Here is a 14,854-nt window from a genome sequence, read left to right as displayed (position 1 = left end):
AGACGCTCGGTCCTCCGAGGCTCCCCTTCACCGCACACTCAGTCCAGTCGAGTTCCCAGTCCAGGCCGGTGCCGGAGACGCCGTACGTGCGGCCGGCGTCCACCTGCCAGAACTGGGAGTGGAGGATCACTTGGGCGTGGCCGGCCAGGTCGTTGATGGGTGAGGGAGACCTTGTTCGCCCCGCCATCCATGGTGGGCCACTGAAACTGGATGGCGTCGTCCTCCCGGAAGCGGACAGGGTAGGTGGCGTACGCGCCGGGCGTCTCGTCCAGGACGAGACGCCCGCAGCAGGGACAGGGGTTTATCGGCGTCCTGGACCAGCTCCAGTTTCGCGGCCGGGTCGACGCCGACGACGCGGAGTTCTTTCTGCGGCTGCGGAGCATCACCCGAATCCCCAGGTCCGCGAAAAGCGCACCGTTTTGTGCGAGTTCCTGGGGGCCCGTGGGTTGTCGCGATTGAATACCGGCGCGGTCCGGGTCCTCAGCGCCCGGGATCGATGCGCCGTGCCCCGTTCGGTGCTGCCGGGTTGCCGCCACCGGGGCGGGGCCGACGCCGTCAGCTTTCCCAGTCGACGGAGACCACGGTCCCGTCGCTGGCCACCTTGACGGCGAGGAGTTCGTCACTGGTCGTGGCGTCGATTGTGTAGTCCATGACGATCCGGGCCCCGGCCTCCTCGGTCCGGTGCCACAGACCGATCCGAACGGGGTACATGGCTGCAGTGAACGCGCCCGCGCTGATCGCTTCGCCGTTCGCTTCGCGGGTGAGGCGCTCGATCACTTCGATGTCGTCGAGTTCGTCGGCGTGGTGGTCGATGAAGTAGCGATCCTGCTCCAGGTTCTCGCGCAGCGCCGCGCGAGCCGCGGTGTCCAGAGCCGGCAGGTGGGTCAGGTGCGTCGCGAACGCATCCAGTTCTCCCGCGTCCGGCCCGGTGCCGGGGTCGGCCCACAGCCACACTTTGACCTTGCTGTTTCCCAGTGCGGCTGCGCCTTCCCAGATGACTTCCGTCCCGTCCGCCGACGGAACCTCAAGGTGCCCGAAGTAGGGGTGATCGATGCTCTTCACGGGGCCTGCCATTCCGATGGGCGGTACGGCTTGAGAAGCAGTGAGCGTTCCTGGCCCAGGGTAGGACCTTGACCGTTCCGCTCGGGAAGCGGTGGCTCATCCGTGCAGTGGCATCGATGGATCGGTACTGGGGCCGTGCATTTCCGGGCCGGGCCGGGGAGGGGAGGGGCTGGGCGGTCGGGGCCGGGGAAGTGTGGCTCACGGAAAGGGGTTGTCGGCCGGCATCCGCGACCCGGTCGAGTGGTGGGGCGTCGCGGGATTCGCGAGAGTGGCCGCGCCGAGTCGCCCGGGACCGGCGCGAGGACCTTGATGCGCGCACTGCCCGGCTGTTGAACGGTCGGTGATGATCGCGATGGTCGTGCGCCCTGCACGCGGTCATGTGGGGGCCGGTAGTCGATTCGCAGCTGTGGTGAATTGCCAGGTCAGGTGGGTTTCTGTGAAATCTTTCGAGGGTGGGCGGCTACGTTGACGGCCGTCGGCCCTTCTCGTTTCTTCGTCACTCTTCGTGGTCGTCGTGCTGCTCGCCTGTCTGCACTAACCCGGCGAGCGCGGCGAACCCGGCGCCGCAAAGCTGTGGGCATACGCGCTCCCGCCGGCTTCCCGGCGAAAGACGAAGAAGGTTTTTCCTGTGCGTCTGTACCGAATAGCGCTGTGGGCCACCGTCCCCATGGCGCTTCCCCTCCTTGTGGCACCCGCCGGAGTGACGGCGGCCCGAGTCGCTCGCGATGCGGCTCCGGAAGGGCCCCTCTCCGTATGGCGGCCCGAAGCGGCCACACCGCCGGCCGTTCCGGCGGCCGATGCCGCGCCTCCGTTCCCGGCCCTCGGGGCGGCGTCGATGGCGTTGCCCCGTACGGTGCACCGGCCCGCCATCGTCTCGCGTGCGCAGTGGCGGGCCGACGAGACCAAGAGGGACCGCCATGCGCACTACGCGGGAGGTGTCAGGGCGGTCTTCATTCATCACACCGACACCCCCAACGGCTACGACTGCGCCGACGTCCCCCGTACCCTGCGCAATCTGTACACGGGCCAGACCCGTGACCGGAGTTGGGGGGACCTCGGTTACAACTTCCTGGTCGACAAGTGCGGCACCATCTACGAAGGCCGCGCCGGCGGTGCCGACCGTCCCGTCGTCGGTTCCCACACCCTCGGGTTCAACCAGGGCACCACGGGGATCGCGGCCATCGGCACCTTCGGGCCGGGGGCGCCGGTGCCGGCGGCCATGGAGCACGCGATCGCGGCTCTCGCGGCCTGGAAGCTGGGACTGGGGGGTGTCGACCCCGCCGGCAAGGTGCGGCTCACCTCCACCAACGGCAAGAGCCGTTACGCCAAGGGCACTTCGGCCGAGTTCGACGCCATCTCCGGCCACCGCGACGGCTTCGCCACCAGCTGTCCCGGCGAAGCGTTGTTCGCGCGGCTCCCCGCCATCCGGACCCTTGCCGCGAGCCTCCAGGGCAGATCGTCTCCGCGTATCCTCTCCGGCGCCCGGCTCGCCGCGGGCCCGGGAAGTCCTCGCAGCGGCGGTGAGTGATGGTTCGGCGGGGCCGACCTCGGTCCAGGCCGCCCAGCAGGGTGATCGCCCGCTCCAGGTACTCCTCGAAGCAGGCCGGCTCCTCCGGCGCGAACTCGCCGCTCAGGGCGTCTTCCACAGGCCGGGCCGCACTTGTCCGCCTTCTTCACCACGGCGCAGCCGGCCGGACCGGGGCGCCCCGTTCACCACGACCGTTTGAAGGAGTTCGGACGGCTCGCGGCGGATCTTCGGGAGCGGGCTCCCCGATACGGCCTGCCGGCGCGCGGTACCGGACTCTGCCAGTCCTCTTCCAGCCCCCATCCGGTCCTCTTCCCGGAGACCATTCCGCCGCGCGGGACCGGATGACATGATCGGCAACGCTCGGCCGCACCCATGCGGCCTGCCGACATCGATCAGGGGGAATCATGGAACGGCGCCCGGCCGCGAGATCCGGCTTCAACTGGTGGCTGCCCAGCGTGTACGCGGCGGCCGTCGTCCTCACCGGGGCCCTCGGCTCCGGCAGGGCGACGGGGATCGTCGCGGCGGTGGGCGGTGTGCTGCTCGGCCTCTACTACGGCTTCGGCAGCAGGCTCCGCGCCCGCGACTGACACTCCGTACGCCGGGCACGCTCCGCCGGCTGCGGCTGCGGCTGCGGCTGCGGATACGGTTACGGTTACGGCTGGGTGATTCTCAACTCCCGTACGCCCGCGGGCTTCTGCGGGTCCTCCGACTCGACCGTCAGCCGTACCGTCCGGGCCACCGCGCCCGCCCGGTACGGCTGCCAGTGCGTGCCGTCGGGCGATGTCTCCAGGCGGTACGAGGACGGGCGCACGTCCGCCCACTCCGGCTCGGCCGATGTCACCGCGCCCGCACGTCCCAGGTCCACCGTCAGCGCGCCCTTCGCGCCGTCCGGTGACCAGGAGGTGGCCGGACTGCCGTCCACCGCGGCCACCGCGTACAGGCCGGGGGACTCCGATGTCGCCGTCACCGGGCGGCAGCGGGCCGAGTCGGTGGTCGCGGCGAGGTCCGGGCGGCGGGTGGGGAGCGTGAGCATGCCGGTGAGCAGGCGGGGGCCGGCGGGGGAGTGGACGGTGAAGGGGGCACCGGAGACCAGCCGGACCGTCGTCGTCCGGGGACCGATCGCGAGGTCGTACGTACGGCCCCGGTAGCGCAGGCCCGTCAGTGTGACACCGCTGCCCAGCTGCGGCGGCAGCATCGGATCGAGACGCACCCCGTCCTCCCGCAGCCGCAACCCCGTCAGGCCGTGCGTGAAGACCTGGAGGAAGCCGCCCTTCCCGGTCAGGAAGTCGTCGGCGGGGAACCCCGAAAGCGGGTCCTGGGCGCCCGCCTTCGCGCCCCGGGCCTCACTGAACAAGGCGTACGGCCCGCGCGTGAACGGGCGTACGGCGCGCTGGAGATAGGTGTACGTCGCGCAGCCGGGCGCTCCGATCGCAGCCGCGTCGATCGCGTGGACCGAGTCGGTCATGGCCGGGCCGTCCGGGTCGGTGTGCGCCGCGTAGAAGTCGAGCGTGGCGGCGGCGGCGCCCGGCTCCATCGGCCACTCCAGCGGGTAGATCAGCAGCACCGTGTCGGCCTGCTTGATCGTCGATCCGTTGTACCCCGCGTACTGGAGGAAGAGCTTGCGCCCCGGGTCGTACGGGATGCGCAGGCCGTTCGCCACCCGCTTCCACTCGACCGGTGCTGTGTGTCCGAGCAGTTGCGCGGCTCGGGTGGCGTCGCGCAGGGCGGTGGCCGCGACCGCGTTGGTGAAGACCCCGTCGGTGACGCCGTTGCTGTACTCGTCGGGGCCCGCGACCTCCTTCACCGAGTAGCTGCCGTCGTCGTTGGCGGTGGCCCGCGAGGCCCAGAAGTCGGCGATCCCCTCCAGCAGCGGCCAGCCGTGCCCGGCCAGCCACTCCTGGTCCCCGGTCGCCAGGTAGTGCTGCCAGACGGCCAGCGAGACATCGCCCTGGAGGTGGTTCTGGGTGACGCAGTGCGGCGGGTTCCAGCTCTGGCACTCGGACCACAGATCGCCCCTGCTCGCGCTCGTCCACGAGTAGAACAGGCCTCGGAACCCCAGCTTCCGGGCGTTGGCGCGGGCGGCCTCGCGGGTGCGGTATCGGTACTCGACGACCGGGCGGGCCAGTTCGGGGCGGGTGGCTAGCAGCCCCGGGTACATCCAGGTCTCAGCGTCCCAGAACACCATGCCGGCGTAGTTGTCGCTGGTCAGACCGGCCGGCGCGATGCTGTCGCGGGATCCGGTCCGGGTGGATGCCAGCAGTCCGTACTGCGCCGCCCGCAGCCATTTCTGGAGTTCGGGACGGTCCGGTACGGCGATGTCGGCCGCCCATGCCCGCCGCCAGGCCGCGGTGTTCGCCGCCATGATCCCGGACCAGCCGCGCCCGGCCGCGCGCCGGGCGGCCTCGCGGGCGGCGGCGCGCGGGGTGGCGGAGGTGAGCGCGGTGTCGACGCCGACGTACTTCACGAAGGTGTGCGTGCGCCCGTCACGCACCCGGTGGGTGCTCCGTGGTGCGACCGGAGCTCCCGTCCCCGAGCCCCCGGTTCGCAGCTCCTGGACGATCGCGCCCTCGGTGCCGGTGCCCCGGGTGCGGAACGTGCCGTCGCCGGCGAGGGCGATCCGGCGCGCGCCCCTCGGGTCGAGCCGGCCGGCGACGGTCGCGGTGCCGTTCCAGTGGGGTGTTATGCGCAGTCGCACGGCGCCCGTGTGCACATCGGACCGGTCGGTGAGCACCTCGTACGTCAGATCGGTCGCGCGGCCGTCGGCCGTGGTCCACCGCAGCGACGTACGCACCAGTCCACAGCGCAGGAAGAGCGTCTGGCGGTAGCGCGAGATCCGGCCCGGGGGCGTGCCGGCGCCGTAGACCTCGTCGCCGACGCGGAGGTCGAGATTGGTCCAGCTCGGCAGCGCGGCGGCCACCTCCCGGCCGCCGGCGAGGTCCTTCTCGCGCCCGAACAGGCCGGAGACGAACGCGCCGTCGTAGCGCGGGGTGAACAGCGGCCAGCCGGTCTTCTCGCCCGACGCCGCGTATCCGGCGCCCGCCGCGGGCACCCGGTGGCCCAGGTATCCGTTGCCGGTGTAGGCGTCGTAGCCGGCCGCCTCGCCGTACCGGGTGGACGTGGGCGCCCAGGCGGGGTCGGTGTCCCGGCCGCAGGCGGTCGTCGCGGAGGCAGGCGCCGCCGTCGCAGGAGGCGCAGCGTACGGGACGGGGGCCGAAGGCGCGATCAGGGCGCCCGCGATCAGGGACGTGAGGGACGTGAGGAGAACGAGGCGCGAGAGGCTCACCGTACGAAGGTAGGGACGCGTGCGCCGCGCGGTGGTGAGCGGCGCGCGGGGTGAACGGCTGACGGGGCCGGGGGAGGCCGGTGGCCCTGCCCGCCCTGGCCGTTCCCGGCCGTCCGGGCCGTCCGGGCCGTCCGGGCCGTCCGGGCCGTTCCCGGCCGCCTGCCCGCTCACCTTGTCCGCCCGTCCACCTCGTCGGCCCGCCCGCTCCGGTCGCTCGCGCGGCCCGCTCCGTCAGCTCGCGAGGCCGGTCTTGAGGCCCGCGCCGCACAGAGGGACGACGACGCTCCGGTCCGTCCAGTCGCCGACCGCCGCCCAGCAGGCGACGCCCGTCGTCTCCACGTAGAACCCGCGCGCCGCCAGATCGAGCTGCGCGGCGCGGATCTGATCCTCGGTCACCGTGAGAAAGGTGCCGCCCGACTCCCGGACCGCGGCCAGGATGGCGCGGGCGCGCGGCGGGCGCGGGATGGCGATGCCCTCGGCGAGGGTGGCGGCGGTGCCGGCCGGGCCGTCGGGCAGCAGGTCTTCGGCGTCCGCGCGGAAGGCGGTGGCCAGCGGCGAGACTGCCTCGGCCTGCACGGCGATCAGCGCCGGGCGCCGGTCGATCAGCCCCCGGGCGTGGAGCTCGGCGGTGGCCAGGGCGGCGCCGAGGAGCAGGGTGCCGTTGCCGACCGGTACGGCGATGGCGTCCGGGAGGCGGCCGCCGAGGTCCTCCCACAGCTCGTACACGTATGTCTTGGTGCCGTGCAGGAAGTACGGGTTGAAGACGTGCGAGGCGTAGAAGGTGCCGGGGACGTCGGCGGCCGCACGGGCGGCGGCAGCAGTGGCCTCGCGGTCGCCGGGGACGATCTCCAGGTGCGCGCCGTGCGCCCGGATCTGCTCGGTCTTCTTCGGGGACGTGCCCTCGGGGACGTACACCGTGCAGGGGAGGTCGGCGCGGGCGCAGTACGCGGCGACGGCCGTGCCGGCGTTGCCGCTGCTGTCCGCGACGACGCGCCCGGGCGACAGCCGGCGGGCCAGCTCGGCGAGCATCACTGCGCCGCGGTCCTTGAAGGAGAGCGTCGGCATCAGGAAGTCGAGCTTGGCCGAGACCGTGCCGGTGAGAGGGACGAGCGGGGTGCGGCCCTCGCCGAGCGTGGTCGTGGGCGAGGAGAGCGGCAGCACCTCTTCGTAACGCCACAGTGAATTGACGCGCCCGGTCAGGGAGTTGAGCGCGAGCGCGCCGACGGGTTCGAATTCGAGGTCCCAGGGGCCCCGGCAGACCGGGCAGCACCAGGTGAGAGCGGTGGTGTCGGCGCGGGTGCCGTCCTGCGGGCAGATGTATGCGGGCATGCCCGTCAGCATGTCAGGCGCGTGGCAGGCCCGTGGCGAAGGTATTGCAGAGCCCATCGCACCCTTGTGTGATTCCTATGAATCGGTCAATCTTTCGCTGTCGGCAGGGAGCGAGCGGTGCGGAACCCGCAGCAGTTGCTTGTCATGTCCATGCTGTTCGGCTGTCCCGTTCCGTCTCCGCTCCGTGTGCAACCCCCACCAGTGCACCGCAATCGAGGAGGACCCCCCACATGTCAGTGATGCGTCGCACCCCCCACACGCGTCGAAGACTTGCCGCGGCGAGTGTCATAGCCGGTGCCGCCCTCGCGCTCTCCACCGCGGCGGTGCTCCCCGCCTCCGCGTCCGGGACCGCGGCGGAAGGCCGGATCGAGAACGCGGGCGCCCCGGGCACCATCAGTGGCAGCTACATCGTCACGCTGGACGACTCGGCGGCCGAGGCCGGCTCCGCGCGGGGCAAGGCGCTCGCCAAGGAGTACGGCGCCAAGATCAGGAAGACCTACCGCGCCGCCCTCAACGGCTACTCGGTCGAGCTCTCCGCCGCGCAGGCCAGGAAGTTCGCCGCGGACCCGGCCGTCAAGTCCGTCGTGCAGAACCGGACCTTCAGGGTCACCGGCACCCAGCCCTCGCCGCCCTCCTGGGGACTCGACCGGATCGACCAGAAGGCCCTCCCTCTGAACCAGAGTTACACCTACCCCGACAACGGGGGCGAGGGTGTGACCGCGTACATCATCGACACCGGTGTGCGCATCACCCACAGCGACTTCGGCGGCCGGGCCTCTTACGGCTACGACGCCATCGACAACGACAACACCGCGCAGGACGGCTACGGCCACGGCACGCACGTGGCGGGCACCGTCGCCGGTTCGGCGTACGGCGTCGCCAAGAAGGCGAAGATCGTCGCCGTCCGGGTCCTCGACGACAGCGGCTCCGGCACGACCGAGCAGGTCGTCGCGGGCATCGACTGGGTGACGGCGAACGCCGTCAAGCCCGCGGTGGCCAACATGAGCCTGGGCGGCGGGGCGGACTCGGTGCTCGACGCCGCCGTGCGCAAGTCCATCGCGTCCGGCATCACCTACGCCGTCGCCGCGGGCAACGAGTCGACCGACGCCTCCACGAAGTCCCCGGCCCGGGTCACCGAGGCCATCACGGTCGGTTCCACCACCAGCACCGACGCCCGCTCCAGCTTCTCCAACTACGGCAGCGTGCTGGACATCTTCGGCCCCGGCTCGTCGATCACCTCGGCGTGGAACACCGGTGACAGCGCCACCAACACCATCTCCGGTACGTCGATGGCGACCCCGCACGTCGCGGGTGCCGCGGCCCTCTACCTGGCCCAGCATCCGAGCGACAGCCCGGCCCAGGTCTCGGCCGGACTGGTCGCCGCGGCCAGCACCGGAGTGGTGACCAACCCGGGCACGGGCTCGCCGAACCGTCTGCTGAACGTCGGCACCGGCACCACCACGCCGCCGGGCAAGAAGTTCGAGAGCACGACGAGCTACACCATCGCCGACAACGCCACCGTCGAGTCGCCGATCACCGTCAGCGGTGTCACCGGGAACGCGCCGGCCACGCTGAGCGTGCCCGTCGACATCACGCACACCTACATCGGTGACCTGAAGATCGACCTGGTCGCGCCCGACGGTTCGGTCTACAACCTGAAGGCCGCCGGGAGCGGTGGCAGCGCCGACAACGTGAACACCACCTACACCGTGAACGCCTCGTCGGAGGTGGCCAACGGCACCTGGAAGCTGCGGGTCGCGGACAACGCGGCGGCGGACACCGGGAAGATCAACTCCTGGGGGCTGCAGTTCTGACGGGCTGATGGGAAACCGCGGGCCTGCAGTTCTGACGGGCTGATGGGAAACCGTACGTCCTTGGCGCGCTGAACAACTGACGCGCCGAACAAGTGGGGCGGCTGCTTCGGCGGCCGTCCCACTCGCGCGTTCCCGGGCGAGCGCCTCCGTATGCGGGTTCATGCAGGAAATGACGGACGCGGTTGCGGTGAACCGGACCAGGGGAGGAGGCGTGAGAAGAGCCGAGAACCATCTGGTGGCCGACGGCCGGATATGCGTAAGGCCAGGGCGAATCATCACTTCGAGTGAATCTTTGGCCTGCGCTTGCGGTTCACAACCGACGGTTGTCAGGCTGTTGCAGACTGTCAACCTGTTGGGAGTGGCCTGTGACTTTCGGTGAGCAGCCCGCGTATCTGCGCGTTGCAAGCGATCTGCGAGAGAAGATCGTCAACGGTTCGCTGCCGCCGCATACGCGCCTGCCTTCGCAGGCCCGTATCCGCGAGGAGTACGGAGTCTCGGACACCGTCGCGCTGGAGGCGCGAAAGGTGTTGATGGCCGAGGGTCTGGTGGAGGGGCGTTCCGGTTCCGGGACCTATGTGCGCGAGCGCCCCGTCCCGCGGCGGATCGCCCGCTCCGGATACCGGTCCGCGGCCGGCGCCAGTCCGTTCCGTCAGGAGCAGACGGCGGAAGGGGTGCACGGGACATGGGAGTCCCGCAGCGAACAGGAAGGGGCGAGCGTCGAGATCGCCGAGCGCCTGGGCATCGAGCCGGGCGACCGGGTGATGCGGACGAGGTACACCTTCCGTGAGGCCGGGGAGCCGATGATGCTCTCCACCTCCTGGGAGCCGCTCGCCGTGACGGGGCGTACGCCGGTGATGCTGCCGGAAGAGGGTCCGCTGGGCGGTTGCGGAGTGGTCGAGCGGATGGCCGCGATCGATGTCGTCGTGGACAACGTGGCCGAGCAGGTCGGCGCGCGTCCGGGGCTGGCGGAGGAGCTCCTGGCGCTCGGCGGGGTGCCGGGGCATGTGGTGATGGTGATCGAGCGGACGTACTACGCCTCGGGTCGCCCGGTCGAGACGGCGGACGTGGTGGTGCCCGCCGATCGCTACCGGGTCGCCTACCACCTACCGGTCCGGTGAGCGGTGCTCGGCGGGCGCCGTCCGGCGCGGTCCACCGGGCCGACGCCGGGCCGAATCGGGCTGGGCCGGGTCGGGCCGACGCCCTGCCGCATCCTGCGACCGGGCGGTGATCACCGGTCTCAGCTGATTGTCATGTCCTGATCCTGCCTTCCGTTCCGTACCCGCTCATCGGAAGGCGGACGCGAAGCCGTCGGTGACGGACAGGGCGCAGCCGACACGAAGCCCGGCCGGTGCACCGGCCGGGCTTCCGGCGTCCGGGGTGGGCGCGAGGGGCGCAGAAGGGGGCGCATCCAGCTGGGTGCGCCCCCTCTTGTCGGCCGGATCCGTATCTCTTTGTGTAATTACGTATCCGTTGAGTAAAGGTCAGGCGTACGCTCGGGCATATGCGTACTGCGGTTTCCTGGGGATCTTTACTGATGTGCACGCCGTTCGAGGGAGGGGCGCAATGCTCGGGAGGGACACGATGAGCGACAGCGGTGCCGTGCTCCCGTGGCTGGTGATAAGGCAGGACGACAACGGCAATCGCTATCGCGTCGGCAGGTATGCCACGCAGGGCGAGGCCCAGAAGATCGCCGACAAGCTCGATGAGCACGGCCACAAGCAGCTCTACTGGGTGGAGCGCGTCGGGCAGAGCGCCCGGCCGTAGGGCGAGCGCGAGGAGCGCGGCGGGGCGGTGATCGCGCTCCGGCGCATGACCGTGCCCGCGTTCACCGGCCCGTCGCCCGCGCTTGCCGCCCGTGCCGGCCGCCCGGCATGATCCGGACGAAAGACCCCGGGTCGGTCCGACCGGGTTGCGGATGAGCGAAGGCGGAGTGATGTCGGTCCTGATCGACACGGTGGCATGGGTGCGGGTGGAGAACGGCAGGATTCTCTGTGCGCGACCGCGGGGCAAGGACGTCTTCTACATCCCCGGCGGCAAGCGGGAGGGCCGGGAGACCGACCTGCAGACCCTGCTGCGCGAGGTCGAGGAGGAGCTGGCCGTGGCCATCCTGCCCGCGACGGTGTCCCACATGGGTACGTACGAGGCGCAGGCGCACGGCCATCCGGAAGGCGTGGTCGTGCGCATGAGCTGTTACGCCGGCGAGTACCGGGGGACGCTGACCGTCAGCAGCGAGATCGAGGAGATGGCCTGGTTCTCCTACGCCGACCGACCGCTCGTCCCGCCGGTCGACCAACTGCTCTTCGACGACCTCAGGGCCTCGGGCGCGCTGGCCTGATCCGCCCCGCCCTGCCTCCCCGTACCACCACGGTTCCGCCGCATCGCCCCGCCCCTCGCCCCGGTCCTTGCCCCGGCGTTCGCGCCGGCGGCCCGAACGGGGCGGAAGCCGTATGGGAGTTGGCCCGTACGCGGGGGCGCCAGGGGTGGTCGACCGGGGCAGGCGCCAAGGCGGCAGCGCGTGGCCGCTGCCTCGTGCGCCCCTTCTACCCAGGCACATCTGTTCGTGCGCGCGGCCGTACACCCGTACGCCCCACGTGTCGATCCTGGCGATAGTTAAACCCAAATATCGGGTATGTGCTGAATAACCCTTGTAAACAGGGTGTTCCCCGCTGCTGGTCTTGGGAAGTGATCGGCGTGATCGACAGTGAAGGCGACTGCGCCGAGTGGACCTTTCCGGCTGAGCCGGGCGCCGTGCGATCCGCACGGCATGCGGTCCATGGGGCGTTGAGCGCCTGGGGGCTCGACGCCGCTGTCGGGGATGTGACAGTTCTGCTGGTCAGCGAGTTGGTCACCAACTCGATGCGCTATACATCGGGGCCCATCGGCGTACGCCTGGTACGTCCTCATCTCAACGGTGACGCCCCCTCCGCCCATCCGGGACTGCTCGTGGAAGTCTCCGATCCGCTTCCGGATCCGCCCACCGAACGTATGGCGGGACCGGAGGACGAAGGGGGCAGAGGGCTGCAGCTGGTGGCGTGTTCCGCCCGCCGCTGGGGAACCCGGCGGGGAAAGACCGGCAAGACCGTGTGGTTCGAGCTGGCCCTGCCTGGTTAGGAGTGGGGTGGGACGGACAGCGATCACCGGGTCGGCCAGAAGCTGGCTGAAAGGGACTGAGACCGTGCTGTGATCGTGAACGCCGTGTCGGTTGGGGCCGGAGTGCTGAATACTGCGGGCATGACCGGTCCGGTGTGTGAGCTGGAGGGGACGGTCGCGTGAGCGAAATACCTGGGACAGCGGGCGACATCGTGTGGCAGAGCAGCCCGCCTGGCTCGATCTACGACTACATCAGGGTCGCCTCCTTCTCGATCGGCCCCGATGGCCTGATCGAGCAGTGGAGCCGCCGGGCCGCCGGCCTCTTCGGCATTGCCGCGGACAAAGCGGTGGGCATGGACCCGGTCGAGGCATTCATGCCCGCCGAACTGCGCACGGACGGCCGCCGCACGGTCGGAGAGATCCTCGACGGCCGGGAATGGACGGGCCTCGTCCCCTTCCGCATTCCCGGCGAAGAGGCGGTGCGGGGGCTTGCCGAGATCTATGTGATGCCGAGCGAGACGGCCGGCGGGGAACGGGCCGCGCTCTGCATCGTCGTGGACGTCCGGGCACTGCGTCACATCGAGACGGACCTTGCCGCATCACAGGCAATATTCGGCCAATCTCCCTTCGGCTTCGTGCTGTTCGGTACGGACCTCGCGGTGATCCGCGCCAACCAGCGCTTCGCCACCGTCTTCGGCGGCCGGGCCGAGGACCACCGCGGCCGCACGGTCGAGGACTATCTCTCCGGCTCCGAGGCCGACCAGCTCACCGCCACCATCGAGCGCGTACTGGAGACCGGAACGTCCGTCACCGATCTCCGGATCGTCGGTACCGCGCCCGGCGAACCCGGCAGCCGCCACTGGTCCATGAACCTCTACCGCGTGCACAGCGGATCCGGCCGCCCCGTCGGCGTCGCCGGACTGGCCACCGATGTCACCCGCAGGCACATCGCCGCCCGCGAGGCCGCCAGCGCCCGCCGCAACCTCGCCCTGCTCAACGAGGCCAGCGCCCGGATCGGCAACTCCCTGGACCTGGAGACCACCGCCCGCGAACTCCTCGACGTCGCCGTGCCCGGCTTCTGCGACCTCGCCTCCGTCGACCTCTACCAGGGGCTGCTCACCGGCGACGACGCACCGCCCGGCAGCTGGGATTCGCTCCGTCAGGAAGCCGTCGGCGGCTCCGCCGAACTACGCCGCGTCGCCCTGGCCAGCGCGGTGGCGGACGTCCTGCCCGACACCGCCGCGGAGACCGGCTCGCCCGAGCTCGGCTCCGTACACCGCTTCTCCTTCAACTCGCCGTGCGCCATCGCGCTGCGCACCGGCCACGTCGAGGACGTGCCCGGCGACGACCGGGGCTTCGTCCAGTCCACACTCGCCGTCCCGATGGTCGCCCACGACACGGTGGTCGGTCTCGTGCAGTTCTCCCGCACCAAGGGCAGCGAGCCCTTCGGCGAGCGGGACCGGGCCCTGGCCACCGAACTCGCCGCCCGCGCCGCGGTCTGCATCGACAACGCCCGCCTCTACCGGCGCGAGCACGAACGTGCGCTGATCCTCCAGCGCAGCCTGCTGCCGCCCGGCGACCCGGTGGCCGCCGGCCTCGACATCGCCTGCCGCTACCTGCCCGGCAACACGGCCACCGAGGTGGGCGGCGACTGGTTCGACGTGATCGAACTCCCCGGCCACCGCACCGCCCTCGTCGTCGGCGACGTCATGGGCCGCGGACTGCGGGCCGCCGTCGCCATGGGCGAACTGCGCACCGCCGTGAGGACCCTGGCCCTGCTGGACCTGGAACCCGCCGAGGTGCTCTCCGCGCTCGACGAGGTCGCCCGCGGACTGGGCACCCCCGGCGGCAGCGCCTCGGGCGGCGGCTCCCAGTGGCCCTCGCGGGCCGCCCACAAGTCCCGGGAGGCGGACCTCTCCGAGGTCTACCTGGCGACCTGTGTGTACGCGGTCTACGACCCGGTCACCCGGCGCTGCACCTTCGCCAACGCGGGCCACCTCCCGCCCGCCGTCGTCGAACCGGGCGAGGCCGCCCTGCTGCTCGACGTGCCGCCCGGCATGCCGCTCGGCGTCGGCGGCGAACCCTTCGAGGAGGTCGAGGTCGAACTCAAGGAGGGCTCCCTGCTCGCCCTCTACACGGACGGGCTCGTCGAGTCCCGCGACCACCCGCTCGACGAAGGGCTCGAAGCCCTGCGCGCGGCGCTCGTCGAACCGGAACGGCCGATCGAGGACGTCTGCGACCACGTACTGACCACCCTCGACACCGGTCACGGCGAGGACGACATCGCCCTGCTGGTGGCCCGCATCCAGGGACTGCCGGCCGACGCGGTCGGCGACTGGCGGCTGCCCCGCGAGCCCCGCTCCGTGGGCCGCGCCCGCGAACTGGCCCGCGGCCGGCTGCTCGCCTGGGGCCTGGACGACCTCGTCGACACCACCGAACTGCTGGTCAGCGAGCTGGTCACCAACGCCCTGCGGTACGGGGAGGGCGAGATCCGGCTCCGACTGCTGCGCGACCGCACCCTCGTCTGCGAGGTCTGGGACGCCGGACTCGTCCAGCCCCGGCGACGGCGGGCCCGCGACACCGACGAGGGCGGGCGCGGGCTCCAGCTGGTCGGGCTGCTGAGCGTGGCCTGGGGATCGAGGCGGACCCCGCGCGGCAAGACCGTCTGGTTCGAACTGGCCCTGCCCGACGGCGAGCCGGCCGCCGAACTCTCGGTCGACCAGCTGCTCAGCATGTACTGACCCGCCC

At 71.2% G+C, this 14,854-nt stretch carries 12 protein-coding genes; 8 read left to right on the top strand and 4 right to left on the bottom strand.

Translation table 11 applies throughout. The annotated features are described in order from the left end of the window. Window positions 1-38: 38 nt before the first annotated feature. Window positions 39-383, bottom strand: a complete 345-nt coding sequence (locus ACFVH0_RS08815; RefSeq protein ID WP_385818884.1) for a CPCC family cysteine-rich protein — start codon at window positions 381-383, stop codon at window positions 39-41. A 172-nt stretch (window positions 384-555) separates the two neighbouring features. Beyond that, on the bottom strand, window positions 556-1,062 hold the full coding sequence (locus tag ACFVH0_RS08810) for a DUF2004 domain-containing protein (protein WP_385818883.1): 507 nt from the start codon (window positions 1,060-1,062) through the stop codon (window positions 556-558). Window positions 1,063-1,897: 835 nt separating this feature from the next. Between ACFVH0_RS08810 and ACFVH0_RS08805 the strand changes: the two genes are divergently transcribed. Both ACFVH0_RS08805 and ACFVH0_RS08800 read left to right on the top strand, forming a co-directional pair. Beyond that, window positions 1,898-2,590 carry a peptidoglycan recognition protein gene (locus tag ACFVH0_RS08805; RefSeq protein ID WP_385818882.1) on the top strand — a complete coding sequence of 231 codons (693 nt, stop codon included), beginning with the start codon at window positions 1,898-1,900 and terminating at the stop codon, window positions 2,588-2,590. Window positions 2,591-2,994: 404 nt separating this feature from the next. Beyond that, the gene (locus ACFVH0_RS08800) at window positions 2,995-3,177 is read left to right on the top strand and encodes a hypothetical protein (protein WP_361999582.1); all 183 of its coding nucleotides are present in this window, start codon (window positions 2,995-2,997) and stop codon (window positions 3,175-3,177) included. Window positions 3,178-3,242: 65 nt separating this feature from the next. Here ACFVH0_RS08800 and ACFVH0_RS08795 read toward each other — a convergent pair whose 3' ends face one another. Together ACFVH0_RS08795 and ACFVH0_RS08790 are read right to left on the bottom strand one after the other, a co-directional pair. Beyond that, window positions 3,243-5,873 (bottom strand): discoidin domain-containing protein, encoded by a 2,631-nt coding sequence (locus tag ACFVH0_RS08795; protein ID WP_385818881.1) that lies wholly within the window; start codon window positions 5,871-5,873, stop codon window positions 3,243-3,245. Window positions 5,874-6,104: 231 nt separating this feature from the next. Continuing rightward, window positions 6,105-7,202, bottom strand: a complete 1,098-nt coding sequence (locus ACFVH0_RS08790) for a threonine synthase (RefSeq protein ID WP_385818880.1) — start codon at window positions 7,200-7,202, stop codon at window positions 6,105-6,107. Window positions 7,203-7,432: 230 nt separating this feature from the next. Between ACFVH0_RS08790 and ACFVH0_RS08785 the strand changes: the two genes are divergently transcribed. From ACFVH0_RS08785 to ACFVH0_RS08760, 6 genes are all read left to right on the top strand, one after another. Continuing rightward, the gene (locus ACFVH0_RS08785; protein WP_385818879.1) at window positions 7,433-9,016 is read left to right on the top strand and encodes a S8 family serine peptidase; all 1,584 of its coding nucleotides are present in this window, start codon (window positions 7,433-7,435) and stop codon (window positions 9,014-9,016) included. 365 nt (window positions 9,017-9,381) lie between these two features. Next, entirely contained in the window at window positions 9,382-10,134 is a 753-nt protein-coding gene (locus tag ACFVH0_RS08780; RefSeq protein ID WP_376425172.1) for a GntR family transcriptional regulator, read from the top strand. A 445-nt stretch (window positions 10,135-10,579) separates the two neighbouring features. Then, complete coding sequence (locus ACFVH0_RS08775; protein WP_266688844.1) at window positions 10,580-10,780, top strand: SPOR domain-containing protein; 201 nt, start codon at window positions 10,580-10,582, stop codon at window positions 10,778-10,780. A 169-nt stretch (window positions 10,781-10,949) separates the two neighbouring features. Then, complete coding sequence (locus tag ACFVH0_RS08770; RefSeq protein ID WP_385818878.1) at window positions 10,950-11,351, top strand: NUDIX domain-containing protein; 402 nt, start codon at window positions 10,950-10,952, stop codon at window positions 11,349-11,351. Window positions 11,352-11,698: 347 nt separating this feature from the next. Next, window positions 11,699-12,127: an ATP-binding protein gene (locus tag ACFVH0_RS08765; protein ID WP_266912640.1), complete on the top strand. Its 429-nt coding sequence runs from the start codon at window positions 11,699-11,701 to the stop codon at window positions 12,125-12,127. Between the two features lie 191 nt (window positions 12,128-12,318). Then, window positions 12,319-14,847 carry a SpoIIE family protein phosphatase gene (locus ACFVH0_RS08760; RefSeq protein ID WP_385819017.1) on the top strand — a complete coding sequence of 843 codons (2,529 nt, stop codon included), beginning with the start codon at window positions 12,319-12,321 and terminating at the stop codon, window positions 14,845-14,847. Window positions 14,848-14,854 lie beyond the last annotated feature (7 nt).

It is taken from the genome of Streptomyces sp. NPDC127117 (genome assembly GCF_042677325.1).
Lineage (GTDB): Bacteria > Actinomycetota > Actinomycetes > Streptomycetales > Streptomycetaceae > Streptomyces.
This window is presented reverse-complemented; position numbering and strand designations above follow the sequence as displayed.

Bases quoted from the DNA above. Each gene is read 5' to 3' on its own strand.
- ACFVH0_RS08800 (WP_361999582.1), top strand. From the start codon at position 2,995: ATGGAACGGCGCCCGGCCGCGAGATCCGGCTTCAACTGGTGGCTGCCC.
- ACFVH0_RS08785 (WP_385818879.1), top strand. From the start codon at position 7,433: ATGTCAGTGATGCGTCGCACCCCCCACACGCGTCGAAGACTTGCCGCG.
- ACFVH0_RS08770 (WP_385818878.1), top strand. From the start codon at position 10,950: ATGTCGGTCCTGATCGACACGGTGGCATGGGTGCGGGTGGAGAACGGC.
- ACFVH0_RS08775 (WP_266688844.1), top strand. From the start codon at position 10,580: ATGCTCGGGAGGGACACGATGAGCGACAGCGGTGCCGTGCTCCCGTGG.
- ACFVH0_RS08815 (WP_385818884.1), bottom strand. From the start codon at position 383: ATGCTCCGCAGCCGCAGAAAGAACTCCGCGTCGTCGGCGTCGACCCGG.
- ACFVH0_RS08805 (WP_385818882.1), top strand. From the start codon at position 1,898: ATGGCGTTGCCCCGTACGGTGCACCGGCCCGCCATCGTCTCGCGTGCG.
- ACFVH0_RS08790 (WP_385818880.1), bottom strand. From the start codon at position 7,202: ATGCCCGCATACATCTGCCCGCAGGACGGCACCCGCGCCGACACCACC.